This is a genomic window from Burkholderia metallica, from assembly GCF_902832845.1.
In the GTDB taxonomy this organism is placed as follows: Bacteria; Pseudomonadota; Gammaproteobacteria; order Burkholderiales; family Burkholderiaceae; genus Burkholderia; species Burkholderia metallica.
Genome location: NZ_CADFDB010000011.1, coordinates 191,633 through 217,016, shown reverse-complemented (window position 1 = coordinate 217,016; position 25,384 = coordinate 191,633). Strand labels below are relative to the sequence as shown.

Annotated in this window: 24 protein-coding genes; 12 read left to right on the top strand and 12 right to left on the bottom strand. The window is 67.0% G+C overall.

Annotated elements, in window-relative coordinates; translation table 11 throughout:
• Positions 1 to 2: 2 nt before the first annotated feature.
• On the bottom strand, positions 3 to 572 hold the full coding sequence (locus HWX08_RS27565; RefSeq protein WP_174922530.1) for a GspH/FimT family pseudopilin: 570 nt from the start codon (positions 570 to 572) through the stop codon (positions 3 to 5).
• A gap of 39 nt (positions 573 to 611) precedes the next feature.
• Positions 612 to 1,064: a type II secretion system major pseudopilin GspG gene (gspG, locus tag HWX08_RS27560; RefSeq protein WP_039351904.1), complete on the bottom strand. Its 453-nt coding sequence runs from the start codon at positions 1,062 to 1,064 to the stop codon at positions 612 to 614.
• Positions 1,065 to 1,239: 175 nt separating this feature from the next.
• On the opposite strand from gspG, the gene HWX08_RS27555 reads away from it, so the two are divergent.
• Positions 1,240 to 1,650 (top strand): type II secretion system protein N, encoded by a 411-nt coding sequence (locus tag HWX08_RS27555; protein ID WP_069255383.1) that lies wholly within the window; start codon positions 1,240 to 1,242, stop codon positions 1,648 to 1,650.
• A 35-nt stretch (positions 1,651 to 1,685) separates the two neighbouring features.
• On the opposite strand, the gene gspF is transcribed toward HWX08_RS27555, so the two are convergent.
• From gspF to gspD, 3 genes are read right to left on the bottom strand one after another with little or no spacing between them, the layout of a single operon-like run.
• A complete protein-coding gene (gspF, locus tag HWX08_RS27550) occupies positions 1,686 to 2,903 on the bottom strand; it encodes a type II secretion system inner membrane protein GspF (RefSeq protein ID WP_069255384.1) in 1,218 nt (405 codons plus the stop codon).
• Positions 2,904 to 2,907: 4 nt separating this feature from the next.
• Positions 2,908 to 4,398: a type II secretion system ATPase GspE gene (gspE, locus tag HWX08_RS27545; protein WP_420886978.1), complete on the bottom strand. Its 1,491-nt coding sequence runs from the start codon at positions 4,396 to 4,398 to the stop codon at positions 2,908 to 2,910.
• 5 nt (positions 4,399 to 4,403) lie between these two features.
• Complete coding sequence (gene gspD / locus HWX08_RS27540; RefSeq protein ID WP_174922531.1) at positions 4,404 to 6,749, bottom strand: type II secretion system secretin GspD; 2,346 nt, start codon at positions 6,747 to 6,749, stop codon at positions 4,404 to 4,406.
• Between the two features lie 366 nt (positions 6,750 to 7,115).
• On the opposite strand from gspD, the gene HWX08_RS27535 reads away from it, so the two are divergent.
• Together HWX08_RS27535 and HWX08_RS27530 are read left to right on the top strand one after the other, a co-directional pair.
• On the top strand, positions 7,116 to 7,565 hold the full coding sequence (locus HWX08_RS27535) for a lytic transglycosylase domain-containing protein (RefSeq protein ID WP_069255387.1): 450 nt from the start codon (positions 7,116 to 7,118) through the stop codon (positions 7,563 to 7,565).
• A 159-nt stretch (positions 7,566 to 7,724) separates the two neighbouring features.
• Positions 7,725 to 9,020, top strand: coding sequence for a GTP-binding protein (locus HWX08_RS27530; RefSeq protein ID WP_174922532.1), 1,296 nt, complete (start codon positions 7,725 to 7,727; stop codon positions 9,018 to 9,020).
• A gap of 118 nt (positions 9,021 to 9,138) precedes the next feature.
• Here the strand turns inward: HWX08_RS27530 and HWX08_RS27525 are convergent, their stop codons facing one another.
• Positions 9,139 to 9,417 carry an HU family DNA-binding protein gene (locus HWX08_RS27525; RefSeq protein ID WP_006401505.1) on the bottom strand — a complete coding sequence of 93 codons (279 nt, stop codon included), beginning with the start codon at positions 9,415 to 9,417 and terminating at the stop codon, positions 9,139 to 9,141.
• 388 nt (positions 9,418 to 9,805) lie between these two features.
• On the opposite strand from HWX08_RS27525, the gene mnmC reads away from it, so the two are divergent.
• The 7 genes from mnmC to HWX08_RS27490 all read left to right on the top strand — a co-directional run bounded on the left by mnmC (position 9,806) and on the right by HWX08_RS27490 (position 18,725).
• On the top strand, positions 9,806 to 11,776 hold the full coding sequence (mnmC, locus tag HWX08_RS27520; RefSeq protein WP_174922533.1) for a bifunctional tRNA (5-methylaminomethyl-2-thiouridine)(34)-methyltransferase MnmC2/FAD-dependent 5-carboxymethylaminomethyl-2-thiouridine(34) oxidoreductase MnmC1: 1,971 nt from the start codon (positions 9,806 to 9,808) through the stop codon (positions 11,774 to 11,776).
• Between the two features lie 673 nt (positions 11,777 to 12,449).
• Positions 12,450 to 13,664 carry a cation:proton antiporter gene (locus HWX08_RS27515; protein WP_069255390.1) on the top strand — a complete coding sequence of 405 codons (1,215 nt, stop codon included), beginning with the start codon at positions 12,450 to 12,452 and terminating at the stop codon, positions 13,662 to 13,664.
• 14 nt (positions 13,665 to 13,678) lie between these two features.
• Positions 13,679 to 14,794: a YbdK family carboxylate-amine ligase gene (locus tag HWX08_RS27510; protein ID WP_006490006.1), complete on the top strand. Its 1,116-nt coding sequence runs from the start codon at positions 13,679 to 13,681 to the stop codon at positions 14,792 to 14,794.
• Between the two features lie 508 nt (positions 14,795 to 15,302).
• A complete protein-coding gene (locus HWX08_RS27505; RefSeq protein WP_027788730.1) occupies positions 15,303 to 15,941 on the top strand; it encodes a MarR family winged helix-turn-helix transcriptional regulator in 639 nt (212 codons plus the stop codon).
• 28 nt (positions 15,942 to 15,969) lie between these two features.
• Positions 15,970 to 16,680, top strand: a complete 711-nt coding sequence (locus tag HWX08_RS27500; RefSeq protein ID WP_174922534.1) for a glutamine amidotransferase — start codon at positions 15,970 to 15,972, stop codon at positions 16,678 to 16,680.
• 222 nt (positions 16,681 to 16,902) lie between these two features.
• Entirely contained in the window at positions 16,903 to 18,015 is a 1,113-nt protein-coding gene (locus tag HWX08_RS27495) for an NADH:flavin oxidoreductase/NADH oxidase (RefSeq protein ID WP_174922535.1), read from the top strand.
• A gap of 179 nt (positions 18,016 to 18,194) precedes the next feature.
• Positions 18,195 to 18,725: an SET domain-containing protein gene (locus tag HWX08_RS27490; RefSeq protein ID WP_174922536.1), complete on the top strand. Its 531-nt coding sequence runs from the start codon at positions 18,195 to 18,197 to the stop codon at positions 18,723 to 18,725.
• A 119-nt stretch (positions 18,726 to 18,844) separates the two neighbouring features.
• Here the strand turns inward: HWX08_RS27490 and HWX08_RS27485 are convergent, their stop codons facing one another.
• Both HWX08_RS27485 and HWX08_RS27480 read right to left on the bottom strand, forming a co-directional pair.
• Positions 18,845 to 20,329: a sensor histidine kinase gene (locus tag HWX08_RS27485; protein WP_069255393.1), complete on the bottom strand. Its 1,485-nt coding sequence runs from the start codon at positions 20,327 to 20,329 to the stop codon at positions 18,845 to 18,847.
• Positions 20,330 to 20,451: 122 nt separating this feature from the next.
• Positions 20,452 to 21,144: a response regulator gene (locus HWX08_RS27480; protein ID WP_006401494.1), complete on the bottom strand. Its 693-nt coding sequence runs from the start codon at positions 21,142 to 21,144 to the stop codon at positions 20,452 to 20,454.
• A gap of 122 nt (positions 21,145 to 21,266) precedes the next feature.
• Here HWX08_RS27480 and HWX08_RS27475 point away from each other — a divergent pair, with 122 nt between their 5' ends.
• Entirely contained in the window at positions 21,267 to 21,497 is a 231-nt protein-coding gene (locus HWX08_RS27475; protein ID WP_039351485.1) for a DUF3717 domain-containing protein, read from the top strand.
• Between the two features lie 92 nt (positions 21,498 to 21,589).
• On the opposite strand, the gene HWX08_RS27470 is transcribed toward HWX08_RS27475, so the two are convergent.
• Together HWX08_RS27470 and phhA are read right to left on the bottom strand one after the other, a co-directional pair.
• On the bottom strand, positions 21,590 to 21,967 hold the full coding sequence (locus HWX08_RS27470) for a 4a-hydroxytetrahydrobiopterin dehydratase (protein WP_076605843.1): 378 nt from the start codon (positions 21,965 to 21,967) through the stop codon (positions 21,590 to 21,592).
• Positions 21,968 to 22,073: 106 nt separating this feature from the next.
• Entirely contained in the window at positions 22,074 to 22,967 is an 894-nt protein-coding gene (gene phhA / locus HWX08_RS27465) for a phenylalanine 4-monooxygenase (protein WP_217468055.1), read from the bottom strand.
• A 139-nt stretch (positions 22,968 to 23,106) separates the two neighbouring features.
• Between phhA and HWX08_RS27460 the strand changes: the two genes are divergently transcribed.
• Positions 23,107 to 23,592, top strand: coding sequence for an Lrp/AsnC family transcriptional regulator (locus tag HWX08_RS27460; protein WP_006408082.1), 486 nt, complete (start codon positions 23,107 to 23,109; stop codon positions 23,590 to 23,592).
• A 40-nt stretch (positions 23,593 to 23,632) separates the two neighbouring features.
• On the opposite strand, the gene HWX08_RS27455 is transcribed toward HWX08_RS27460, so the two are convergent.
• A complete protein-coding gene (locus HWX08_RS27455; RefSeq protein ID WP_174922538.1) occupies positions 23,633 to 24,166 on the bottom strand; it encodes a class IV adenylate cyclase in 534 nt (177 codons plus the stop codon).
• Between the two features lie 136 nt (positions 24,167 to 24,302).
• Positions 24,303 to 25,202 (bottom strand): LysR family transcriptional regulator, encoded by a 900-nt coding sequence (locus HWX08_RS27450; protein WP_069255395.1) that lies wholly within the window; start codon positions 25,200 to 25,202, stop codon positions 24,303 to 24,305.
• Between the last annotated feature and the right edge of the window lie 182 nt (positions 25,203 to 25,384).

Genomic DNA, 25,384 nt, shown 5'->3' with positions numbered 1-25,384 from the left:
CGTCATTGCACCTCGTAGCGGCCGTTGCCGGTGCCGACGATCGTCGCGCTGCCGGCGGCCGAATGCAGCGTCACGCGCACCGGCGTGTCGATGCTTTCGGTGCCGAACACGACGCGGCTCGCGCGCGTGTCGGACCCCGGATAGTCGATGTCGGCGCCCGTGACGCCGCCGTCCCAGTCGCGCGGGCGCAGCAGGTCGTCGCGCAGCGTGCGCCAGCCGTCGGGCGAGCTCACGTCGAAACGAAAGCCGTGCGCGGTCGGCTGCCACGCGATCGGCCGCGCGCGCACCTGCGCTTCGTCGCCGGCGCTCTCGAACAGCAGCGCGACGCGCTGCGCTTCTTCGCGCAGGTCGGTGCGCGGATTGCGCGTGAGCGACAGCGATGCGAGCGATACGAGCAGCCCCGCGATCACGAGCACGACCAGCATTTCGAGCAGCGTGAAGCCGCGCGCGCGGTAACGCCGCGCCCCGTGCGACGCCGGGCCACTGTCGGCACGCGCCGGCACGGACGACGCCGCGCCGCGACGCACACGGCGATCGCGGCCGCAGCGGAAGGTCGTGCGAGTGGCGAGCATGAAGAACGGGGCGGAAGCGCCGGGACGGTCAGCGCGCGTTTACTGCCACGAACCGATGTCGGTGTCGTTGCCTTCGCCGCCTTCCTTGCCGTCGGCGCCGTAGCTGAACACGTCGATCTCGCCGTGCACGCCCGGGTTCAGGTACTTGTAGCCGTTACCCCACGGATCGTTCGGCAGGCGCTCGAGATAGCCGCCGTCCTTCCAGTTGTTCGGGATCGGATCGGTGGTCGGCTTCTGGATCAGTGCGTTCAGGCCCTGGTCCTGCGTCGGGTAACGGCCGTTGTCGAGACGGTACAGCTTGAGCGCCTGCATGATCGTGCCGATGTCCTGCTTCGCGGCGATGCGGCGCGCCTCGTCCGGGCGGCTCATGATCTTCGGCACGATCAGCGCCGCCAGGATCCCGAGGATCGCGACCACCACCATGATCTCGATCAGCGTGAAACCGCGCTGACGACGCACGGCCGCGTTGCGGCGAGTGATCCACGTTTGCATGACTGACTACCTCTTTCCAAAAAATGTCGTCGGTTGAGTAACGCACCCGGCGCTCCGGACGATTGCCTGACGGCAACCTTCCGGACCCGCGGGCGCGGAGCACGCATTGTAAGGCGCGCATTGCCGAGGGCTTTCACCCAACGCAAATTTCACATACATCCGTACAATAGCGCGCATGAACGCGCTCTCGATCCGGATCCTCTCCCTAGCCCTCTTCGCGGGTTTGTGCGCGACGGCCACCTACTGGGTCGTCACGCTGTCGGCCCGCGAAGCGCCGCTGCCCGCCGCCGCCGCGCGGCTGCCGATCCGCACCGAGGACGCCGCGGCGCTCTTCGGCGGTCAGCTCGACAAGAATCCCGTGCAGGACATCCACCTGTTCGGCATCCTCGCGCTCGACCACGGCGGCGCCGCGATCGTCGGCGTCGGCGGCGAACCGCCGCGTGCCGTGTCGCTCGGCGCGGACGTCACGTCCGGCGCGAAGCTCGCCGAAGTGCGCCCCCGCTCGATCATCGTCGAGCGCAACGGCGCCCGCGCCGAAATCCAGCTCCCCGCCAACACGCCGTCCCCGGCGATCTACATGCGCTGAAGCCGCAGCGGGCGGCCGGGCCGACGCTCAGGCCGTCACTGCACCATGTTGTTCAGCTCGATGATCGGCAGCATCACGGCCAGCACGATCACGAGCACGATGCCGCCCATCGCCAGGATCAGCAGCGGCTCCAGCAGGCTCGTCAGGAACATCGTGCGGCGCTCGAGCTCGCGCGCTTCGCCTTCTGCCGCGCGATCCAGCATCGTCGTCACGTCGCCCGTCGCTTCGCCCGAACGGATCAAGTGCACGAGCACCGGCGGAAACGTCTTCACGTTGTTCAGCGCGCGCGACAGCGCGGAGCCTTCGCGCACGCGCACGATCGCGTCGTCGATGTTCGCGCGCATCGCGCGGTTCGACAGCGTCTCGCCGGCCGCCTGCAACGCGCGCAGGATCGGCACGCCGGCCGCGGTGAGAATGCCGAGCGTGCTCGCGAAACGCACCGTGTTGTAGCCGCGCACGAGCTTGCCCGCGAGCGGCGCGGTCAGCACCCAGCGGTCGAACGCGAGCCGGGGCCCGGCGCGCGACAGCGTCGCCTTCACGAACCACACGACGAGCCCGACCGCGATCAGGATCGCCCACCACCAGTGCCGCACGAAATCCGACAGCGCCATCATCACGATCGTCAGCACGGGCAGCTGCTGCTTCGTGCTCGCGAACACGTTGACGACCTGCGGCACGACGTAGCTCAGCAAAAACGTGACGATGCCGAACGCGATCAGCGTGACGATCCCCGGATACGTGAACGCCAGCAGGATCTTCTGCTTCAGCGCGTTGCTCTGCTCGATGTAGTCGGCCAGACGCGACAGCACGATGCCGAGCTTGCCGGTATGCTCGCCCGCCGCGACGAGCGCGCGGTAGATCTCGGGGAAATCGCGCGGATGCTGGCCCAGCGCATTCGCGAGCGAATGGCCGCCGAGCACCTCGGCGCGGATTGCGGCCATCAGTTCGCGGATGTAGTCGCGCTCGGCCTGCTCGGTCAGCACGCCGAGCGCCTCGTCGAGCGGCAGCCCCGCGATCAGCAGGCTCGCGAGCTGGCGCGTGAGGATCGCCTGTTCGCGCTGCGACAGCTTGCGGCCGAACGCGAGCCGCTGCGAGCGCGCCCCGCGCGTCGCGCTGGCGGCCGGCTCGACGACGAGCGGCGTGAGCCCCTGCGTGCGCAGCTGGCCGCGCGCGGCCCGCGCGCTGTCGGCATCGATCACGCCTTTCTGCGCGCGTCCCGCCGAATCGATTGCTTCGAAACGGAATGCCGGCATCGCGCTATGCGCCTCCCGTCACGCGCAGCACTTCCTCGAGCGACGTCGCGCCCGACGCGAGCCAGCGCTCGGCGTCGTCGCGCAGCGTGCGCATCCCTTCCGCACGGCCGGCGGCGAGAATCTCCGCGTCGGCCGCGTTGCGGTGGATCAGCGCGCGGATCGAGTCGTCGACCAGCAGCAGTTCGTAGACGCCGCGCCGGCCCGAGTAGCCCGAATGCCCGCACTTGTCGCAGCCGACCGGATGCCACACGGTACGGCCGTCCTCGTGCCGCTCTTCCTTGCAGACCGGGCAGAGCTGGCGCACGAGGCGCTGCGCGAGCACGCCGAGCAGCGACGACGCGAGCAGGTACGGCTCGACGCCCATGTCGGTCAGACGCGTGACGGCGGACGCCGCATCGTTCGTGTGCAGCGTCGCGAGCACGAGGTGGCCAGTGAGCGACGCCTGCACCGCGATCTGCGCGGTTTCGAGGTCGCGGATTTCGCCGATCATGATCACGTCCGGGTCCTGACGCAGGATCGAGCGCAGCGCGCGGGCAAAGGTCATCCCGATCCGCTCGTTCACCTGCGTCTGGCCGATCCCGCCGAGGTCGTATTCGATCGGGTCCTCGACGGTCATGATGTTGGTCGTCGCGGTTTCGAGCCGCGACATCGACGCATACAGCGTGGTCGTCTTGCCCGACCCGGTCGGGCCCGTGACGAGCACGATGCCGTGCGGGCGCGCGATCAGCTTGTCGAATTGCACGAGCGTGTCGCGGCCCATCCCGAGCGCTTCGAGGTTCAGGCGCTGCGCATCTTTTTCCAGCAGACGCAGCACCGCGCGCTCGCCGTGCCCGGTCGGCAGCGTCGACACCCGCACGTCGACCGGCCGGCCGCCGACGCGCAGCGTGATGCGGCCGTCCTGCGGCAGGCGCTTCTCCGCGATGTCGAGCTGCGCCATGATCTTGATCCGCGAGATCAGCGCGCCGTGCAGCGCCTTCTTCGGCCGCACGACGTCGCGCAGCGTGCCGTCCACGCGAAAGCGCACGACCGACGCGTTCTCGAACGGTTCGATGTGGATGTCCGACGCCTGTTCGCGTGCCGCCTGCGTGAGCAGCGCGTTGATCATCCGGATGATCGGCGCATCGTCTTCCGATTCGAGCAGATCCTCGACTTCGGGGATGTCCTGCATCAGCCGCGACAGGTCGACTTCGCCTTCGACCTCGCCGACCACCTGCGCGGCGCTGCCGTCCTGGCGTGCGTACGCATGGTTGATCGCCTGCGCGAGCTCGTCGGCCGGCACGCGATGCACGGAAATCGAGCCGAAGTTGCGCGCGATTTCCGCGAGCGCGGCATCGCTCGTGCGTTCGCTGATCCACACCTCGAGCGTGTCGTCGAGCTGGTGCGCGATCAGCACCTGGCCGCTCTTCGCGAAGCCGTACGGCAACAGGCGCGCGGCGAGCGGCGACGGCGGCTGCCGTTCGCCCGGCGCGCCGTCGTGGGAGGAAGACGCGAGCACGTCGCTCACTGCGAGGCTCCCGGCGTGGCCGTCAGCGGCTGTTGCGGCACCGCCTGCTGCGGCACGCTCTGCGGCTGCGCGGGCGTCGCCTCCGGCAACGGCTGGGCCGGCACCGGCGCCACCTGGCGCTGCAACTGCTGGCGACGCATCTTGTCGAGATCGAACAGGTTGCCCGCGGGCGTGCCGCCCTGGCTCGGGCCGATCGGCATCGGCGGGACGACCGGATCGTCCTTGTCGCGCATCACGTTGTTGTCGGACTTGTACGCACCCGTCACGCCCTGGATGTAGTCGTAGCGGTTGGCCGTGACTTCCTGCGCGACGTTGCGATCGGTGATGATCACCGGGCGCAGGAATACCATCAGGTTGGTTTTCGCGCGCACCTTCGATTCGGAACGGAACAGCTGGCCGATCCACGGGATGTCGCCAAGCAGCGGCACCTTGCTGTTCGACACCTGGTAGTTGTCCTGCATCAAGCCGCCGAGCACGATGATCTCGCCGTTGTCGGCCAGGATCGTCGACTGGATCGAGCGCTTCGTGAAGGTCGGGCCGGTCTGCGCGTTGGTGGTGCCGCTGACGACCGCCGAATCCTCGGTATAGAGCTGCAGCTTCAGGATGCCGCCGTCAGTGATCTGCGGCTTCACGTGCAGCGTCAGGCCGACGTCGCGACGGTCGTAGGTATTGAACGCATTGCTCGTCGTGCCGCTCGTCAGGTTCGAATACGAGCCGGTCGCGATCGGCACGTTCTGGCCGACGACGATCTTCGCTTCCTCGTTGTCGAGCGTGATCAGGTTCGGCGTCGACAGCACGTTCGCGTCGCTCACGCCCGCAAAGTACTGCAGCAGCGCGCCGAGCCCCTGCACGCCGAACATGTTGTGCAGCCAGCCGATGTTGAGCCCCTGGGACAACTGCCCGAGGTTGGAGGCGAGGCCGCCGCCGGTGATCCCGCCTGCGGCATTGGTCAGGCCGCCGGCCGTCAGGTTGATGATGCTGTTGCCGAGGCCCAGCCCGGGGTTAAGGTTCGTGCCGCCAAGGAACTGGCCGCTCGCGACCTGCCACTGGATGCCGAGGTTACCCTGCGTCGTCGAGTTCAGCTCGACGATCAGCGCTTCGATGTAGACCTGCGCCCGCCTCGCGTCGAGCTGGTCGATCACCGAGCGCAGGTTCCGGTAAACCGGATCGGACGCGGTGATGATCAGCGAGTTGGTGGCCGAGTCGGCCTGGATCATCCCGCCCGGCTGGTTGTCGTCACCGCTCTTGTCCTTGTCGCCGCCGAGCAGGCCGCCCGTGCCAAGTCCGCCGCCGCCGGACGAACCGCCATACGCCGACGAAGACGACGACCCGCCCAGGCCGCCCGACGGCAGCGGCGGAGTGCCCGACGTGCCGGTCGAGAAGTTGCCGCTCGACGACGAGCCGCCGTTCTGGTTGAAGCTGTTCGCATCGTTGGACGACGCCGACGAGCCGCTGTCGTTGCCGCTACCTTTGCCGAGCATCCCGCGCAGCGTCTTCGCGAGCTTCACCGCATCGGCGTTGCGCAGCGGCACGACGTGCATGTTGCCGGGCACCGCGCTCGGCGCGTCGAGCTGCTGCACGAGGCGCTTCGCGGCCGCGAGGCGCGACCCGTTCGATGCGCGCAGCAACAGCGAATTGGTGCGCGGGTCGGCCGTGACCGACACTTTCAGCGTGGCATCGCTGTTGCCGATCGCGCCCGGGTCGAGCATTTTCTGCAACTGCGCGGCGAGGTCGATCGCGTTCGCGTTGCGCAGCGGCACGACCTGCACCTGCGCGCCCGCGGCGCTGTCGACGCCCGCGATGATCTGCGCGATGCGCCGCACGTTGTCCGCGTAGTCGGTCACGACGATCGAGTTGTTCGCCGGGTAGGCGGTGACCGTGTTGTTCGGCGAGATCAGCGGCCGCAGTACGGGCAGCAGGTTGTTCGCCGATTCGTTGTGCAGCTCGAACACCTGCGTGATCACCTGGTCGCCGCGCGCCTGCGGCGCATTGCCGATGTAGGTCGGCACGCCCTGCAGCTTCGCGTCGGCCTCCGGCACGACCTTCAGCACGCCGTGATCCTGCACGAGCGCGAAGCCCTGCATGCGCAGCGCCGACTGCAGCGTCTTCAGTGCCTGGTCTTCCGGCACCGCGCGTTCGGCCACGAGGTTGAGCTGCCCCTTCACGCGGGGGTCGACGATGATGGTCTTGCCGGTTGCGGCGCCGATCGCCTTCGCGACCTGGTCGATATCCGCATTCACGAAATTGAGCGTGACCTGAGCGTAGGCGGCCTGCGAAACGATGATGCCGGCGACGACCAGGGTCGTGGCGACACGCCGCATAACGAAGCGATTTCTTGTCATGGATGAATGGGTCGATGCCGGCTCAGGCCACTTCCGGCGGTAGTGCTGGAATCCAAGTCCGAAAGAGGCGACATTAGCAGTTTTTCATGTCCGAAATATCACATTGATCCGAGGACTGTCTCACATACGACATCTGTTCGGCGAAGCGTATGCAAGATGTAAGATTCTGCACTACGCTCGGCATGCCGGCCATCGTCCGCATTTCGCGATGAGCCGACACGACAATGCGGTATAACGGGGCGGCCGTATTCCTGCATGTCACAAGCTGACGGACTGTCGGTATGATACGGGCGGCACGTTTCTCGTCGCACGAATAACAGGCACGGGTTTTCCCGACCCCTGCGCAATTTCCATCGATTCCGCACCATGAACAGACGGTTCGCTTCGATCGCGTTGATCGCCGCCGGCGCGTGTTGCGCCAGCGCGAACGCTCGCGCGGACTGTTTCGACGAGGCGGCCAAATATCAGCAGGTCAATCCGCTGATCCTGCGCGCGATCGCGTGGCAGGAGTCGCGCAACCGGCCCGATGCGCTGAACAAGAATACGAACGGCTCGGTCGATTACGGCCTGATGCAGATCAATTCAATCCACCTGCCGACGCTGTCGCGCTACGGGATCGGTCGCGACACGCTGATGGAACCGTGCAAGAACGTGTACATCGCCGCGTGGCATCTGAAGCAGAAGATGAACCGCTACGGCAACACGTGGCAGGCCGTCGGCGCCTATCATTCGGAAACGCCGTCGCTGCGCGACAAGTACGCGCGGCAGATCGCCGGCATCCTGACCCAGTGGAAGCTGCTGCCGCCCGCACCGTGACGCGGCGCCGCGGCGCGGGCTGACGCGACACCGGCCGGCCGGCGCGCGTTTGATGCACAATGCGGATCTCACGCCGCAATTTCGCCCGTCCGCGCGCCGATCGCGCCCCGGAAGGGCGCCGCGGCCGCTTTCTCAATTTTTCCGTTGGTGCATATCGCTATGAATCCGGCAATGAACCAGCCGTTGCCCGTCACCGTGCTGTCCGGCTTCCTCGGCGCCGGCAAGACCACGCTGCTCAATCACATCCTCGCGAACCGCGCGGGCCTGAAAGTGGCCGTGATCGTCAACGATCTCGCGGCGGTCAACATCGACGCTTCGCTCGTGCGCGACGCGCAGGCGCTGTCGCACGTCGAGGAGCGCCTCGTCGAGATGTCGAACGGCTGCATCTGCTGCACGCTGCGCGACGACCTGCTCGTCGAGATCCGCACGCTCGCGGCCGAAGGCCGCTTCGACGCGATCGTGATCGAATCGACCGGGATCGCGGAGCCGATGCCGATCGCCGAGACCTTCACGTTCGTCGACGACGAAGGCACGTCGCTGTCGGCCGTCGCACGGCTCGACACGCTCGTCACCGTGGTCGACGCGTACAACTTCCTGCGCGATTACGGGTCGGACGACGCGCTCGCGACGCGCGGCATCGCCGCGTCGGAAGACGACGACCGCACGCTCGTCGAGCTGCTGATCGAGCAGATCGAGTTCTGCGACGTGCTGGTGATCAACAAGGCCGACCTCGTCGGCGCCGACGACCTCGCGCGCCTGCAGCACATCCTCGCGCGACTCAATCCGCGCGCGCACCAGGTCGTGTCGACGTTCGGCAACGTGCCGCTCGACGAAGTGCTGAACACCGGCCGCTTCGATTTCGACGAGGCCGCGAATGCGCCGGGCTGGCTCGCGTCGCTCGATCACGATCACACGCATCACGACGACGAACAGCATGCGCACGTGCACGGCGAAGCCGACGAATACGGGATCGGCAATTTCGTTTACCGCGCGCGCCGTCCGTTTCACCCGGCGCGACTCTGGGCGCTGCTGCATCAGGAGTGGCCGGGCGTGCTGCGCAGCAAGGGCTTTTTCTGGCTCGCGACGCGCAACGACATCGCGGGTTCGCTGTCGCAGGCGGGCGGTGTGTGCCGGCATGGCCCGGCGGGTCTCTGGTGGGCCGCGCAGGATCGTGCGGAATGGCCGGACGACGACGAGTTGCTCGCGGATATCCGTGCCGAATGGCACGGCGATCTCGACGATCGCACCGTGGGCGATCGCCGGCAGGAACTCGTGCTGATCGGCATCGCGCTCGACGCGCACGCATGGCGCGCGAAACTCGACGCATGCCTGCTGACCGAGGCGGAATTCGCGCTCGGCGCGGCGGGATGGCACGCGCTCGACGATCCGTTCCCGGTGTGGGATATCGATTCGCACGACGACGACCCCGGCGACACGCAGATCGTGCATGCGTAACGCGTTGTAAAAACAACCGTTAAATCTTGCAAGAGGGGCGCGGACTGTGGCGAAAATGCCGCGCGCGCCCAACAAAAAACCCGCCGAAAGGCGGGTTTTTCCTGGAACAGGCGCTGGTTTAACGCTTGTTGACGGCGTCCTTGAACGCCTTGCCAGCCGTGAACTTGACCGTCTTGGCTGCCGGGATCTTGATGGTTTCGCCGGTCTTCGGGTTGCGGCCCGTACGTGCTGCGCGCTTGCCCGAACCGAAGCTGCCGAAGCCGATCAGCTGAACCGCATCACCCTTCGACACGGCCTTCTTGATGACTTCGAGCAGCGTGTCCAGCGTTTCGCCGGTTTGAGCCTTGCTGGCGCCCGTTTGGGCGGCGACGGCGTCGATCAGTTCCTGTTTGTTCATTAAGGTTCCTTTATCAGGTTAGGTTGACACGAACAGCGCGAACGCGCCGATTATACGTGCGCGAACCGTGCCGTCGAGAGTCAGACTCCGACGACACAGCGCCGAATCCTGGCCCGCGCGACGCGCCCTCCGGTGAGCCGGCGGCCACCCCGCGGTACGGCGTTGCTATGATAGCGCAGCGCAAACCCAATAACGACAAGGGTTTCAAAGATTTTCATCGGTATTTCGCCGAATGAATCGCCGACTGCCCGGTTTTTGATCTGCGCCAACCGGACAGGATACGCAGCGCGGTCCGCCCGGGCGCCGGCCCGTTGCCGTTTTCCAACGGACGGGCGGACGACCCCGCGCAATCCCTTGCCAGGCTTGGCTGCCACGTTTTTTGTTTCGCATGACAGACCGACTCGTTCCCGCCACGCTCGCCATCCGCGACGACGGCACGCTCGTCTCGCCCCAGTACGGCGACATCTATCACAACGTCGCGGGTGCGCTCGCTCAGGCGAACTACGTGTTCGTCGCGGGCAACGGGTTGCCGGCGCGCTGGCAGGGCCGCCGCACGTTCACGATCGTCGAGACGGGCTTCGGCGTGGGCGCCAGCTTCCTCGCGACCTGGGCCGCGTGGCGCGACGACCCCGCGCGCTGCGAACGGCTGCATTTCGTGTCGGTCGAGAAGCATCCGTTCTCGCGCGACGACCTGCGCCGCGCGCTTTCCCATATCGTTGCGAACACAACCATATCGGCGGACGCAGGACTGCTGGCCGATGCGTGGCCGACGCTCGTGCCGGGTGTGCATCGACTCGAATTCGACGAAGGCCGGGTCGTGCTCACGCTTGCGTTCGGCGACGCGCTCGCGCTGCTGCCGAAACTCGTCGCGCGCGCCGATACGTTTTATCTGGACGGTTTCGCGCCGGCGAAGAACCCGGAACTCTGGTCGCCCGACGTGTTTCGCGCACTCGCGCGCATCGCGGCCGAGCGCGCGACCTTCGCGACGTACTCGAGTGCGGGCGCCGTGAAACAGGCGCTCACCGATGCAGGTTTCACGTATCGCAAGCGCGACGGATTCGCCGGCAAGTTCGCGATGCTCGTCGGCGAATACGCGCCGCGCTGGCGCACGCGCCGTCACGAACCGCCGAGCGCGCTGCCCGTTGCCGAGCGTCGCGCGATCGTGATCGGCGCGGGCCTGGCCGGCTGCGCGGTCGTCGAACGCCTGGCCGCGCGCGGCTGGGCGGTCACGCTGATCGAGCGGCACGACCGGATCGCGAGCGACGCGTCGGGCAATCCGGCCGGCGTCTTCCATCCGCTGATGACACGCGACGACAACATCGCGAGCCGGCTCACGCGCCGCGGCTTTCTTCACGCACTGACCCGCTGGCGCGCACTCGAACGCGCGGGCCATGCGTTCGCGCGCAGCACGCACGGGATGATCCATCTCGCCGAATCGGCCGACGACTTCGCACGGATGCGCGACGCGTTCGACGCGTTCGGCGCGCCGTCGGACTATGTCTCGCTGCTCGATGCCGATGCCGCGCGCGCACACCTGAACCTGCCGGTCGCGCAGGGCGGCCTGCTGTTCCCGCACGGCGGCGCCGTCTGGCCGGCCGGCCTGTGCGCGGCCCAATGCGCGGCGGCCGGCGAGCGCGTGCGCCTGCTCGCGTCCACCACCGTGGCGCGACTCGAACGGCGGGGCGACGCATGGCACGCACTCGACGATGCGGGCCGCACGCTGGCCGACGCGCCCGTCGTCGTACTCGCGAATGCCGGCGAGGCCGCGCGTCTGGCCGGGCTGCAGCATGTCTCGCTGCAGCCGGTGCGCGGCCAGCTGACGTTGCTGCCGCCCGGCACCACGGCACCGCTGCCGTGCCCGGCGATCGGCGACGGTTACGCGGTGCCGCTCGACGACGGCACGCTGCTGATCGGCGCGACGTTCGAACCCGACGACGTCGATCCCGCGCTGCGCGCGGCCGGGCATCGCGAAAACATCGACCGCGTGCGGCATCTGCTGCCGGGCCTGCTTCGCGACCTGCCGGATCCCGACACACTGGAAGGCCGCGTCGCGTTCCGCTGGGTCGTCGGCGACCGCCTGCCGCTGATCGGCCCGCTCGCGGACGAAGCGGGCGCCATCGCGAATGCGCGCGCGCTGAGCGGTGCGCAGGCGCGCGAGCTGCCGCGCGTGCCCGGACTCTACGGCGCGTTCGGTTTCGGCTCGCGCGGCCTCGTCTGGGCCGCACTCGGCGCCGAGCTGATCGCATCGCAACTCGAAGGCGAACCGTGGCCGCTCGAGCGCGAGCTCGCCGATGCAGTCGACCCCGCACGCTTCCTGATCCGCGCGCTGCGCGCACGCCGCGTCGGCCCGGCCGGCTGATCGTTCGCCCGAGCCGCTCACAGTTTCCGGACTTTTTCGCGCGAAGTTATCCACGCAACGCTGTGGATAACCACGCGGAATCCGCGCGTACTTCGTGTGCAATCACAGTGGACGTAAACTGGGCAACTCGGCACAGCTGTGACGCGGCCCAAAAGTTGCTCAACTCAAACGACTGTGAGCAAACAGCCTGTGCATCCGGTTATGGTTTCGCCAACGCATTGATCCATCAGCGAAAACCGAAGTTATCCACAGAACTGTGGGTCCTTTGTTAACTTCTACTACGTATATATACAAGTAAACCTTTGAAACCAAAGACCTGGGGTGCCGCACAGCGCCGCGAGTCGATTCAATCGGTTCCGGAACGAAAAAGCTGTGGCACAATCGGTTTCCTTCGCGTTCATCCGGCCTGGCGCCGGACATGCTTCAATGGAACGGTCGGCACGATTTCGAATCTGAATCTTCGAGACTGCGCAGTCCGTTCACACACCAGGCCGACAATCCAGATCGGCAACCTGAGCGACTTTCCGCCGAGTGGCGGAAAAGGCGGATCCCATGTCCCGCCGTCGTCGAACACAACAATCACATTCGGGGCGATACCCAGCCGGCGCGCATCCATTTTTTGACGCTTGACCCCGCGTCGCTGGCGGTTGCTTCCAAAGGAGAAGTCACCACGATGAAGTCGGCGTTCTCATTCCTGCCCAACTGGCCGCTCACGCCGGATGCCGTGTTCTGGGCCGGGCTCGCGCTGTTCGCGGCCGGCCTGTGTGGCGAGCTTTGCTATCGCGCATGGCGTCTGCCTCGCATTACCGGTTACGCGGTGATCGGTCTCATCGCCGGGTCGTTCGGATTCGGCGTGATCGACGCCAGCACCGACGAAACTTCCCGGCTGCTGATCGACGTCGCGCTCGGCCTGCTGCTGTTCGAACTCGGCAGCCGCCTCGACCTGCGCTGGATCCGGCGCAATCCGTGGCTCATCGCATCGAGCCTCGCCGAAGCCACGCTCACGTTCGTGCTCGTGCTGTTCGTGATGCTCGCGCTCGGCGTATCGGGGATGGTCGCGCTCGTGCTGTCGGCGATCGCGATCGCCACGTCGCCGTCGATGGTGATCCAGCTGAAGACCGAACTGCGCGCGGAAGGGCAGGTGTCGCAACGCCTCATCACGCTTACCGCGCTCAACAGCGTCTATGCGATCGTGCTGACCAAGCTCGTGACGAGCTGGCTTCACCAGGAAGCGTACGGCAACGTTTTCGCGACGATCCTGCAACCGCTCTACCTGATCGCCGGTTCGTTCCTCGTCGCGTACGTCGTCGCGCGTTCGTGCAACTACCTGTTCCGCCACATGACCTCGACGATGCGCGACGAGCATTCGTTCGTCGCGCTGTTCGGGCTCGTGATGCTTGCGATCGCGGTCGCCCAGGCGTTGAAGCTGTCGACGCTGCTCACGCTGCTGCTCGCCGGCATCATCGTGAAAAACCTCGAGGCGCGCCCGCAGCTGTGGCCCGAGCATTTCGGCACGGCCGGCTGGCTGCTGACGGTGATCCTGTTCGTGCTCACGCTCACGTCGTTCACCTGGGGCGACATCGCGCTCGGCGGGCTGCTCGCGATCGTGCTGATCGTTACGCGCCTCGTCGCGAAACTGGCCGGCGTCATCGCATTCGCGAAGCCGAGCGGCATCGGGATGAAGCAGGGCGTCGCGCTCGGCATCGCGCTCACGCCGATGTCCGCGCTGTCGTACCTGCTCGTCGACGACACCTACCAGCTCTATCCGAATTTCGACCCGCACCTGCGCGCGATCGTGATGTGCACGATCGTGGTCCTGCAGCTCGTCAGCCCGTTCATCGTGTACCGCTGTCTGTCGGCGGTCGGTGAACGCAGCGACAGCAACTGATTCCGGAACCTGCTATGGCACTCGAAACCTTCGTCAATTCCGAGCCGTTCACGTTCGGCGTCGAACTGGAGATCCAGGTCGTCAACACGCACAACTACGACCTGACCAAAGCGGCGTCCGACCTGATGCGGCTGATTCAAGGCGAGACCTTTCCGGGCAACATCACGCCGGAAATCACCGAAAGCATGATCGAACTGTCGACCGGCATCTGCCATTCGCACGAGCAGGCGGTGAGCGAGCTGCACGCGATCCGCGACGTGCTCGTGAAGGCGGCCGACCAGCTCAACGTCGGGCTGGCCGGCGGCGGCACGCATGCGTTCCAGCAATGGAGCGACCGGCAGATCTACGATGCGCCGCGCTTCCAGTACATCTCCGAGCTGTACGGCTATCTCGCGAAACAGTTCACCGTGTTCGGCCAGCACGTGCACATCGGCTGCCCCGATCCGGACAGCGCGCTGTTCCTGCTGCACTCGATGTCGCGCTTCATTCCGCACTTCATCGCGCTGTCGGCGTCGTCGCCGTTCGTGCAGAACGTCGACACCGGTTTCCATTCGGCACGCCTGAATTCGGTGTTCGCGTTTCCGCTGTCGGGCCGCGCGCCGTTCGTGCTGACCTGGGACAGCTTCGAGGAGTACTTCACGAAGATGGTGAACACCGGCGTCGTCAATTCGATGAAGGACTTCTACTGGGACATCCGGCCGAAGCCCGGCTACGGCACGATCGAGGTGCGCGTGATGGACACACCGCTGTCGGTCGACCGCGCGGCGGCGATCGCGTGCTACATCCAGACGCTCGCGCGCTACCTGCTGACCGACCGGCCGCTGAAACTGTCGGAGGACGACTACCTCGTCTACACGTTCAACCGCTTCGAGGCGTGCCGCTTCGGGCTTGAGGGCACCTGCGTGAATCCTCAGACGGGTGAGCGCCGCACGATCGCCGAGGACATCCTCGACACGCTCGACCGGATCGCGCCGCATGCTGCCGCGCTCGGTTCGCGCGCGGCGCTCGACGAGATCGGCGCGCTCGCCAAGGCGCGCGTGAACGACGCGTCGTGGCTGAGAACCGTTTTCAAGCAGGAAAAATCGCTCAACGAGACGGTCCGCCAGCAGTGCTTACGTTGGCGCGAGTGAAAAAATGTTTTGCAGATTACGGGCTCGACCGCGTCGCGATTCGCTGAACGACCGGCAGCCCCGATCGGCGCCGAAATCGTTGCCGGTTGTCCTGAAAATCTGTGGATAACTGGATATTCCGCTGCAAAGTCAACGATCTGTGCACGGGATAACCCGGTGGATCAGGGGAGTCGGCCCGATGGCCGATCCGAACAGGAAAATGCGCGTACGCACGGTTCGGCGGGCGTTCGACATTGCAGGCACAACGAAAAGTTATGGTTATCCAGCGATTTTCCACAGAATGAAGGGGATAACTTAGCTGTGCGATTTTCCGCTCTCGCTTAGAATGTCGGCTTTGCGGACACCGGAACGATGCGTGTCTTACCGGTCGCCGCGAACGCGACCGCCGCGTGTGCCCTCGCGACGGCCGTGCTGACACCCTCGCAAGAGCGTGTCTGTTTTGAGATAGACATTCGATCTCCACACTACGGCTGCTCGGCAAACCGGGCGGCGGCAAAGCGAAAAGACTATGAGCGAAGGCGTTTACGGGAATCAGGCTTCGGGACGTGTGACCCACAGCCTGCTGCGGTTGAGTACGGCCATGCGAAGCCAGGCATGGGATTGGGCGGAAGGCGCTGGCCTCACGCCGACGCAGGGCGAGATTCTCGTGCTGCTGCTGCAGCGCAAGGGCCCGATGCGGCTCGGCGAGATCGCCCGCGAGACGCAGCTGACCGCGGCGACCACGAGCGATGCCGTCAGCACGCTCGAGACGAAGGGGCTCGTCGAGAAGCGCCGCGCGCTGGACGACGGCCGCGCGCTGGCCGTGCGCCTGTCGGCCCGTGGCCGTACGGCCGCGAAGAAGGCGCTGCAATGGCCGGAATTCCTGACGAAAGCCGTCGGCAAGCTCGGCGCGGACGAGCAGGGCGCCCTGTATCGCGCACTGCTGAAGACACTGCGCGAGCTGCAGGTGGCCGGTGCGACGCCGCCGCAGCGCATGTGCTTGACGTGCGCCCACTTCCAGCCGGGCAAGCTGTCGAAGAAGACCGTGCATCACTGCGCGGCGCTCGACATCTCGATGTCCGACAGCGACCTGCGTCTCGACTGCTCGGTGCAGGAAGAAGCCGACGCGGCGACGCAGAAGAAGACCTGGAAGATTTTCGCCGGCTGACGTCCGTCGATCGACCGGGAGGCCGATGATGAACGCTGAGGTCGTGGCGATCCGCCACGTGCATTTCGAGGATCTCGGGAGCTTCGAGCAGGTGCTCGGCGAACGCGGTCGCCGGGTGCGCTATGTCGACGTCGGTTCGTCGCGGGTCGAAGTGCTCGACGTACTCGAGCCGTCGTTGCTCGTCGTGCTCGGCGGGCCGCTCAGCGTGTACGACGACGCGCAGTATCCGACGATCGCGCCGCTGCTGGCGCTCGTGCGCCAGCGCATCGACGCCGGGCTGCCGATCCTCGGCATCTGCCTCGGCGCACAGTTCGTCGCCCGGGCGCTCGGCGCACGTGTTTATCCGGCCGCGCAGCACGAACTCGGCTGGGCGCCGCTGACGCTCACCGACGCCGGCCGCGCATCGCCGCTGCGTCATTTCGACGCTGCCGCGACGTCGATGCTGCACTGGCATGGCGACACGTTCGACCTGCCGGGTGGGGCGATCCATCTCGCGTCGACGCCGGCATGCCGCCACCAGGCATTCGCGTGGGGGCAGCACGTGCTGGCGCTGCAATGTCATCCGGAAATCCGCACCGAGCGCTTCGAACCGTGGCTGATCGCGAACGCTGGCGAAATCGCGGCGACGCCCGGCATCGACGCGCGCCAGCTGCGCGCCGATACCGCGCAGAACGGCCCTGCGCTCGAGGCGGCCGCGCGACGCATGTTCGCGGAGTGGCTCGACAGCGTCGGGCTCTGACGCTGCAAGCGGCGCGCCCGTAGCCGCGAAGGGCTTGCCCGTCCGTATCCGTTGCCGGCCCACGCATCGCCGTCCGCGCGGCGTTCGCCTGCGTTCCCGCATTGCCGGCCACCCGCCGCGCGCCGTACCTGACCGTCCGCTTACTGCCGCGCGCCCCGCCAGCACGCTTGCCGCCTGCGTGCTACGCTCGTTCGCTCTTTCCCTTCCAGGCGAGCGGCTTCCATGACTGCGCTGTTTTCCCCGTTCACGCTGCGCGGCGTGACCCTTCCGAACCGGATCGTGATTTCCCCGATGTGCCAGTATTCGGCCGAACGCGGTGAAGCGACCGACTGGCACATGATTCACCTCGGCCATCTCGCACTGTCGGGCGCGGGGCTCCTCTGCATCGAAGCGACCGCCGTGGAACCCGACGGGCGCATCACGCAGGGCGACCTCGGCCTGTGGGACGACGTGACCGAAGCCGCGTTGAAGCCGGTGCTGGCCGCGATCCGCAAGCATTCGCCGATCCGCGTCGCGATGCAGTTGTCGCATGCGGGGCGCAAGGCGTCGAGCGCGGTGCCGTGGCAGGGTGGCCAGCTCGTGTCGGTCGCCGACGGCGGCTGGTTGCCGCACGGGCCGTCCGCCGTGCCGCACAAGGACGGCGAGACGCCGCCGCTTGCCCTCGACGCCGCGGGCCTGAACCGGATCCGCGAAGCGTTCGCGGCCGCGGCCAGGCGTGCCGCGCGGCTCGGCATCGACGCGATCGAAGTGCATGCGGCGCACGGTTATCTGCTGCATCAGTTCCTGTCGCCGCTCGCGAACCGGCGCACCGACGAATACGGCGGCTCGCTCGAAAACCGGATGCGTTTTCCGCTCGAGATCTTCGAGATCGTGCGCGCGGCGTTTCCCGAAGACCGGCCGGTCGGCGTGCGCGTATCCGCGACCGACTGGGTCGAAGGCGGCTGGGAGCTCGACGATACGATCGCGTTCGCGCACGAACTGAAGCGCCGCGGCTGTGACTGGATCGACGTGTCGTCCGGCGGGGTGTCGCCGTTGCAGAAGATTCCGCTGTCGCCCGGCTACCAGGTACCGTTCGCGCAGGCCGTGAAGCGCGCGGTCGGCATGCCGACGATCGCCGTCGGCCTGATCAACGAGCCCGCGCATGCGAACCGGCTCATCGAGGCCGGCGATGCCGATTTCGTCGCGATGGCGCGTGCGATGCTGTACGACCCGCGCTGGCCATGGCATGCGGCGGCCGAGCTCGGCGCGCAGGTGACGGCGCCGCCGCAATACTGGCGCTCGCAGCCGCGCGAGCACAAGGCGTTGTTCGGCGACGTCGCGTTCGGCCAGCGTTGAGCGCCGGGCGCGCAATATTGCGCATGATGTTGAACGAAGCAATCGTGAACGTGTAGGATGCGGGTGATTCGCCGCATGCCCCGACGCGGCACCGACCGGTGCCGCGTTTTCGTTTGGCGCGACGCCAAGCCGCGCTTGCGGCCGCTTCCATTCAAGTCGTCTTCACAAGGATTCGTTCGATGAGTTCACGCAGGATCGCGGTGCGCCGCTCGGGAGTACACGGCAAGGGCGTGTTCGCCGTGGCGCCGATCAAGGCCGGCGAGCGCGTAGTGGAATACAAGGGCGAGCGGATTTCCTGGAAGGAGGCGCTGCGCCGCCATCCGCACGACCCGAGCGAACCGAACCATACGTTCTACTTCGCACTCGACGAAGGCGGCGTGATCGACGGCAAGATCGACGGCAACAGCGCGCGCTGGATCAACCATTCGTGCGCGCCGAACTGCGAAGCCGAGGAAGTCAAAGGCCGCGTGTACATCCACGCGCTGCGCGACATCGGGCCGGAGGAGGAGCTGTTCTACGACTACGGCCTCGTGATCGACGCGAAGCTGACGAAGAAGCTCAAGCGCGAATACGCGTGCCATTGCGGCGCGGAGTCGTGCCGCGGTACGCTGCTCGCGACGTCGGACGAAGGCGGGAAGAAGAAAATGAAGAAGGACAAGAAGGACGGCAAGTCCGAGTCCCGGTCGAAGGACAAGAAAAGCAGGAAGTAATACGGGCGGCGCATCATGCGCCGCTGCTGTCATCGCGGCGGACGGTTGCCGCGTCGCAACCGTTTTTACCGCGTTCGCTGGCCGGCGGGCCGACGACGGCCCGCCGCGAATCGCTCGGCTCAGTGCGTCGACGCGGCCGCCGGCGTTTCGCTGGCCGGCTGCCCGGTGTGCGCGATCAGCGGCACCTTCACCACGAAGCGCGAGCCGCCTTCCGGTGCATCCTCGTACGACACGGCGCCGCCATGCATCGCGATGATGTCGTGCACGATCGCGAGACCGAGCCCGGCACCCGTCTCGACGCCGTTGCCGCTTTGCGCGTCGCCGCGGAAGAAGCGCTTGAACAGGTCGGCCTGCTGGTTGGCGGGTACGCCGGGGCCGTTGTCCTCGACGACGATCTCGGCGGCCGGCTGGCCGTCCTCGAGCGCGCTGCGCGCGACGTTCACCGTGATCCGCGCGCCGACCGGCCGTGCGAGCGGCACGTACTTCAGCGCATTGTCGAGCAGGTTCGCGATCACCTCGCGCAACAGTACGGGGTTGCCGCGCACGACCAGCTTCTCGTCGTCACCGGGATCGTCGGTGCGCTGGAACCCGAGGTCGACGTGCGACGCAAGCGCGCGCGGCACCCATTCGGCACCCGTCTCGAACGCCATCGCCGCGAGGTCGACGTCGACGAACCGCGCAGCCTGTTCGCCCGGTTCCGCACGGGCGAGCGACAGCAGCTGGTTCGACAGCCGCACCGCGCGGTCGGCGGCCGCGCGCAGTTCGCGCACCGCGGCGAAGGTCTGATGCGGATCGCGTGCGACGGCCGCCTGCTCGGCGTGCAGCTTCACCGCGGTGAGCGGCGTGCGCAACTGGTGCGCGGCATCGGCGATGAACTTGCGCTGCGCGTCGAGCGCGGTCTTCAGGCGGCCGAGCAGTGCGTTCATCGCGCTCGTCAGCGGCCGGATTTCCAGCGGCACCTCGGTTTCGTCGACGGGTTCCAGCGACGTGTGGGTCTGCCGGTTCAGCGAATCGGCCAGATGCGTGAGTGGGCCGAGCTGCTGGTTCACGACGCGCCACACGATGCCCCAGCCCGCGAGCAACAGCAGCAGCAGCGGCATCATGATCGCGACGAGGAATTCGGCCGCGATCCGGTAGCGGTGCCGCACCGGCTGCGCGACCTCGACGACCATCGGCTTGCCGCCTTCGACGTTGTCGACGCGCACCTGCGCGACGCGCACCGCACGGTTGTCGTATTCGGCCTCGAACACGTACGCATGATGCATGCGGCGTACGTTGATGCCCTGCAGCGGCAGCTTCGGATCGCCGGCGAGTTCCTGTTCGCCGTCGCTGATCCGGTAGATCAGCGCTTCGGCGGGATCGGAGAACATCGCCTGCGCGAGCGGCGGCACCGTGAACGGCGCGTCGGGGCCGGCGATCTGGATCTGTTTGGAGATGGCGGTCGCGAGATCGGCGAGCGAGCGGTCGATCACGTGCTGCGTGTATTGCCACGCGAGCCAGTAGGCGATCAGGCCGCTCATCAGCGCGAGCATCGACAGCGGGGCGGCGAGGCGCCGAAGCAGCGAGCGGCGCAGGCTGGTGGTCACAGCCGGATCAGGAGACATTTCGACGGGCAAATGGATAAGCGCCGCTCACGGGGAGCGGCGCGGTCGTACGCCGGGCGATGACGCGGAGCAGGACGCGCACACGCCGGCGGCCCGCGGCCGGCCGACGCGCGCGGCGCCGCTCAGACGCTCGCCGTCTGGCGGATTTCCTGCAGCAGATAGCCGAAGCCGCGCACCGTGACGATTTCGACACGGCACTGTTCGAGTTTCTTGCGCACGCGGTGCACGTAGACTTCGATCGCGGTGTCGCCGAGATCGCCGCCGAAGTGCGTGAGGTGATCCTGCAGCTGGGCCTTGCTGACCACGCGGCCGTGGCGCAGCAGCAGCATCTCGAGCACCGCGAATTCGCGCGGCGACAGTTCGAGCGGCTTGTCGTCGTTGAAGATCCGGCGGTCGACGCCCGACAGGCGGACGCCGCCGAGCGACACTTCCGGACGCGGCATGTCGCTGTGCGGGCCGCTGCGGCGCATCACCGCGCGGATGCGCGCTTCGAGCTCGGCCGGCTCGAACGGCTTGAGCATGTAATCGTCGGCGCCGGAGTTCAGGCCCTGGATCCGGTCGTTCAGCTCGTCGCGTGCGGTCAGCACGATGACGGGCGTGTGGCGGTTGGTCTGGCGGAAACGCGTGAGCAGCGTCATCCCGTCGATGCCCGGCAGGCCGAGGTCGAGGATCACGAGTTCGTGGCGGTTCTGTGCCAGCGCCTGTTCGGCAAAGATGCCGTCATGCACCATGTCGACGGTGAAGCCAGCCTGCTCGAGGCTGCTCTGGATACCGCGTGCGATGGGGCGGTCGTCTTCGATCAGAAGGAGTCGCATGAAGTTCGCTCAAGTACAATGGGTTGGCGGTTCAGGCACGCGGACAGCACGACGCCGTTTCCACAGGGGCGCCGCTTAGCCTGACATCAAGCATGGCGGCCAGCGAACGATTAAATCCAATCATGTCCGATATTTCGATCAACGACCTAGAAGCCGCGATCAATTTCTGGCGCGCCCGCTCGCCGTCGAGCGGCGACGAACTCAAACTCTGCGAAGAGGCCAGCGCGCTCTCCAAGCCGTATGCGCTGCTGATTGTACAGCGCGAAAGCGCGCTGCAACTGGAAGGTTTGGACCCCAAGGCACGGAATGCGTACGAGACTTACGTGCGCCTTAAGGATGGCTTGGAAAGCTGAAGGCTTCCGCTGACTACATCCTAGAAAACGTTCATCGAAATGAAAAGTTGACGCGCCGCGCGCCGAAAGACGCGCGGCGGTAGAGGAACCCTTCAGGCGGCCGGGTGCGCGTGCGCGCCCGCACGGTCGATGAACAGCGCGAGTTCGATGTCGCGCTCGGTCAGACCGTCGGCGTCGTGGGTCGACAGCGTGACGTCGACACGGTTGTACACGTTGAACCATTCCGGATGGTGGTTCATTTCCTGCGCCTTGATCGCGACGCGCGTCATGAAGCCGAACGCTTCGTTGAAATCGGCGAAGCGCAGGCTGCGCTGGATCGCGTCGCGGCCCGGGACGGCCGTCCAGAGTGGCAGGCCTTCGAGCCGGGTCTTGCGTTCTTCTGATGTGAGCTTGTGGATCATCTTGCACCTCTCGTTCGATAGCGGCGCTCGCGTGCGGCTGCGCCGCGCGGCGAAGCCGGCATCGTTCATTGTTTCATAGTTGCGGGAAGGCCATCCGGAGACGGGCAGCCGGCAACAGGCAGCCGGGGAACGCGATCGGGAGACCGGCCGCGGCGCGTCCGGGCGCCCGCGCGCGTCACGCGTCGGCGTCGTCGCGCCAGCCTTCGCCCGTGCCGCGATGCAGCACGCGATCGGTGTCGAGCACCGCGCCGGCCGCGAACTCGGGCAGCGCCGCCAGCCGGTCGGCCAGCGCGCGGCCGTCGACGTCGGCGAGCGCGAACAGCTGCGCGAAATCGTCGATCACGAAGTAGGTCTTCTGGAACGTGTCGATCCGGTACTTCGTGCGCATCACGCGCTCGAGGTCGAAACCGAGCCGGTTCGGCGCCGCGCTTTCGAGGCTGTACAGGCTTTCGCCCTTGCTCGACACGATGCCGGCGCCGTAGATCGACAGCCCGTTCGTGCCGCGCGGGTCGCGGATCAGCCCGAATTCCACCGTATACCAGTAGAGCCGCGCGAGCCGCGCCAGCGCCGCTGCGTCGTCGGCGACCGCGAGCGCGGTGCGGCCATACGCCTGCATGTAGTCGGCGAATACGGGGTCGATCAGCAGCGGTACGTGGCCGAACAGGTCGTGGAAGCAGTCGGGTTCCTGCAGGTAGTCGAGCTGATCGGGGCGGCGCATCCACCAGGTGACCGGAAAGCGCCGGTTCGCCAGGTGCTCGAAGAACACGCGATCGGGCACGAGGCCCGGCACCGCGACGATTTCCCACCCCGTTGCCGGCTTCAACTGGCGGTTCACGTCGGCGAACGACGGCACGCGATCGGCCGGCAGGTCGATCTTGCCGAGCCCCGCGACGAACGCGTCGCATGCGCGACCGCGCAGCAGCGCCGACTGGCGTGCATAGAGCTGCGTCCACACCGCGTGGTCGACCTGGCCGTAGCGCGCGAGCGGCTGGTCGATGGTGAAATCGGCGCGGGTTTCGAGGCCCGCATTGAACTGCTCCTGCAGTTTCGCGGTGACGACGGTGGACATGATCTGGCTCTGCACGTGGCGGTAGGGAACCATGCAAGTGTAGAGCGGGCTGCGCGCGGAATGGGCGCAATATCGGCGTTGATTCGTTGGATGATGCGATAATCGCGCATCAAATCACAATTCAATGCGGAGAATGCTCATGCTGGAACTCGATCACTTCGATCTCGCGCTGCTGGACGTGCTGCAGCGCTTCGGCCGCGCGACGCACCAGCAGCTCGGCGAAGAGGTGCCGCTGTCGCCGTCGCAGATCGGCCGGCGGCTGCAGCGGCTCGAGGCGGCCGGCGTGATCGAAGGCTACCGCGTGATGTTGCGCCCCGAAAAGCTCGGGCTCGGCGTCACCGCGTTCACGAGCCTGAAGCTCAAGCACCACGGCGATTCGATCATCGAGCAGTTCCAGCAGCAGATCGACGTGCTGCCCGAAGTGCTCGAGTGCCATGCGGTGGTGGGCGACGCCGACTACCTGCTGCGGATCGTCGCGCCCGACCTGAACGCGCTGTCGCAGTTCGTGATGAAGAAGCTGATGCGGGTGCCGGGCGTCGACAGCGTGCGCTCGAACATCGTGCTGACGACCTTCAAGCGCAACGGCGCGCTGCCGCTCGCGCATCTGGCGCCCGGCGCCGCATGACGCGGCGGCAGCGTCGAAGGCGGCGCGGGGCAGGGCCGGATCAGGCCGCTTCGTGCTGCGTGTCGGCGTTCAGCAGGTCGACGTACGCGACCGCGACGAGATCGTCCTGCGACACGCCGAGCTTCGCGAACACGTCGTGCGCTTCGGCTTCGCCGCCGGCTTCGTCGTCGTCGGGGCCGAGCACGACTTCCAGTTCGATGAAGTCGCCGAGGCCGTCGACGCGGTCGAGGTGGATGCGCGTGCGCCCGACGAGATACACGTGCCGTTCCTTCGTGACGATCCCGCGCGTGGTCAGCGCGGTCGCGAGCAGCGAATGCATCGCGTCGGGATTCGTCACCGGGCTGCGCGTGTAGTACGACGCTTTCGGGCCGTCGCGGTCGTCGCGCTGGTAGAAGATCAGTTCGGCCGGTGTGCCGTCCTCGAAGCGGCGCAGCTTCAGCCGGCCGCGCGGCACGTCATAGAAGAAATCCTGCTGGCGATAGAACAGCGGCGCTTCGGTCGCGAGCCTGGCCGCCTGTTCGCGCAGGTGCTCGAATTCGCGGGCGCGGGCTTTGATCTCGATGTTGCGGGCCATGCGGGTCTCCTTCAATCGGGGTCTCGCGGTGTGCGAACGCACAATCTAGCAAAAAGCCCGCGATGGTGGCGTGACGACGGGCCGGGGCGTGGCGAGATGACGCGCGCGGCCCACGCCATGTCGTCATCAGTCGCGCTCATATCGCCCACTGCGCTTCGATCAGCCGCAGCGCGGCCGCGATCGCCGGCTCGTCGCGCCGCTCGGCGAGCGTCACGAACGTCAGTTCGGTCGGCACCGTCACGCGGTCGACGATCGTCAGCGCATGCGCGTGCGCCTCGGCCAGCGCGGTCGAATCGCGCGCGAGCGTCAGGCCGATCCCCGATTTGACGAGATCGAGCATCGACTGCTCCTGGTCGACCTCGGCCACCTTGACCGGTTGCGCGCCGGCCTCCGCGAAGCGCCGCGACAGCAGCCGGTGGTGCGCGGACGCCGGCGGCGTCCAGATCCACGGCAGCGCGGCGAGCGCGCGCCAGTCGTGCGCGCGCTGCACGCGCTCCTTCCAGCCGGCCGGCGCGAGCACGCGGTATTCGAAATGCGTGAGCGTGACGGTGTGGAACTGCGCACCGTCGAGCGGATCGTCGTCGCCCGGCCGGCCGATGTAGTAGCCGACGTCGAGCGCCTGCGTGCGCACTTGCTCGATCACCCAGCCGGACATGCCGTGCCGCAGCGCGGTCTCGATCTGCGGATGGGTTTCGACGAGCGCGCGCAGGAAGCCGCCGAGGCGCAGGAAGCCCGGATCGAGGATCGTGCCGATCCGCAGCCGGCCGCGCACCTCGTGCCGCAATGCAGCAGCGGCGCGCTGCACGTCGGCGGCGGCGGCGAGCGCGCGTTCCGCATGCGGCAGCAGCGTCTGGCCGTCGCGCGTGAGCGCGAGCCCGCGCGACGTGCGCGTGAACAGCGTGACGCCGAGCGTTTCCTGCAGATGCTTGATCTGCAGGCTGACGGCCGGCTGCGTCAGGTGCAGCTGCGCGGCGGCGCGCGTCAGGTTGCCTTCGCGCGCGACCGTCGCGAACGCGCGGAGCAGGGTGAGATCCATCGTCGTGATATGAGCGCTGCTTATAACGCATTTCAGCATAACTCATTGGATCGGCCGCCGGCCGCCGGAGTACGCTTCATCGTCGTGGCGCGGGGCCGCAAGCGCGGCTCGCGACGCACTATGCTGGAAATGACGCGCGGCATCGCGCCGCGCGGCGCACAACAACGCAGAAGGGGACACGC

What these genes read in the sequence shown, in the direction of transcription:
- HWX08_RS27515 (WP_069255390.1), top strand. Translation starts at nt 12,450, where the DNA reads ATGAAGTCGGCGTTCTCATTCCTGCCCAACTGGCCGCTCACGCCGGAT.
- gspG (WP_039351904.1), bottom strand. Translation starts at nt 1,064, where the DNA reads ATGCAAACGTGGATCACTCGCCGCAACGCGGCCGTGCGTCGTCAGCGC.
- HWX08_RS27530 (WP_174922532.1), top strand. Translation starts at nt 7,725, where the DNA reads ATGAATCCGGCAATGAACCAGCCGTTGCCCGTCACCGTGCTGTCCGGC.
- HWX08_RS27470 (WP_076605843.1), bottom strand. Translation starts at nt 21,967, where the DNA reads ATGAACGATGCCGGCTTCGCCGCGCGGCGCAGCCGCACGCGAGCGCCG.
- HWX08_RS27480 (WP_006401494.1), bottom strand. Translation starts at nt 21,144, where the DNA reads ATGCGACTCCTTCTGATCGAAGACGACCGCCCCATCGCACGCGGTATC.
- HWX08_RS27525 (WP_006401505.1), bottom strand. Translation starts at nt 9,417, where the DNA reads ATGAACAAACAGGAACTGATCGACGCCGTCGCCGCCCAAACGGGCGCC.
- HWX08_RS27495 (WP_174922535.1), top strand. Translation starts at nt 16,903, where the DNA reads ATGACTGCGCTGTTTTCCCCGTTCACGCTGCGCGGCGTGACCCTTCCG.
- HWX08_RS27555 (WP_069255383.1), top strand. Translation starts at nt 1,240, where the DNA reads ATGAACGCGCTCTCGATCCGGATCCTCTCCCTAGCCCTCTTCGCGGGT.
- gspD (WP_174922531.1), bottom strand. Translation starts at nt 6,749, where the DNA reads ATGACAAGAAATCGCTTCGTTATGCGGCGTGTCGCCACGACCCTGGTC.
- HWX08_RS27485 (WP_069255393.1), bottom strand. Translation starts at nt 20,329, where the DNA reads ATGTCTCCTGATCCGGCTGTGACCACCAGCCTGCGCCGCTCGCTGCTT.
- mnmC (WP_174922533.1), top strand. Translation starts at nt 9,806, where the DNA reads ATGACAGACCGACTCGTTCCCGCCACGCTCGCCATCCGCGACGACGGC.
- HWX08_RS27460 (WP_006408082.1), top strand. Translation starts at nt 23,107, where the DNA reads ATGCTGGAACTCGATCACTTCGATCTCGCGCTGCTGGACGTGCTGCAG.
- HWX08_RS27535 (WP_069255387.1), top strand. Translation starts at nt 7,116, where the DNA reads ATGAACAGACGGTTCGCTTCGATCGCGTTGATCGCCGCCGGCGCGTGT.
- HWX08_RS27475 (WP_039351485.1), top strand. Translation starts at nt 21,267, where the DNA reads ATGTCCGATATTTCGATCAACGACCTAGAAGCCGCGATCAATTTCTGG.
- HWX08_RS27505 (WP_027788730.1), top strand. Translation starts at nt 15,303, where the DNA reads ATGAGCGAAGGCGTTTACGGGAATCAGGCTTCGGGACGTGTGACCCAC.
- HWX08_RS27490 (WP_174922536.1), top strand. Translation starts at nt 18,195, where the DNA reads ATGAGTTCACGCAGGATCGCGGTGCGCCGCTCGGGAGTACACGGCAAG.
- HWX08_RS27565 (WP_174922530.1), bottom strand. Translation starts at nt 572, where the DNA reads ATGCTCGCCACTCGCACGACCTTCCGCTGCGGCCGCGATCGCCGTGTG.
- HWX08_RS27500 (WP_174922534.1), top strand. Translation starts at nt 15,970, where the DNA reads ATGAACGCTGAGGTCGTGGCGATCCGCCACGTGCATTTCGAGGATCTC.
- HWX08_RS27455 (WP_174922538.1), bottom strand. Translation starts at nt 24,166, where the DNA reads ATGGCCCGCAACATCGAGATCAAAGCCCGCGCCCGCGAATTCGAGCAC.
- HWX08_RS27450 (WP_069255395.1), bottom strand. Translation starts at nt 25,202, where the DNA reads ATGGATCTCACCCTGCTCCGCGCGTTCGCGACGGTCGCGCGCGAAGGC.
- phhA (WP_217468055.1), bottom strand. Translation starts at nt 22,967, where the DNA reads ATGTCCACCGTCGTCACCGCGAAACTGCAGGAGCAGTTCAATGCGGGC.
- HWX08_RS27510 (WP_006490006.1), top strand. Translation starts at nt 13,679, where the DNA reads ATGGCACTCGAAACCTTCGTCAATTCCGAGCCGTTCACGTTCGGCGTC.
- gspF (WP_069255384.1), bottom strand. Translation starts at nt 2,903, where the DNA reads ATGCCGGCATTCCGTTTCGAAGCAATCGATTCGGCGGGACGCGCGCAG.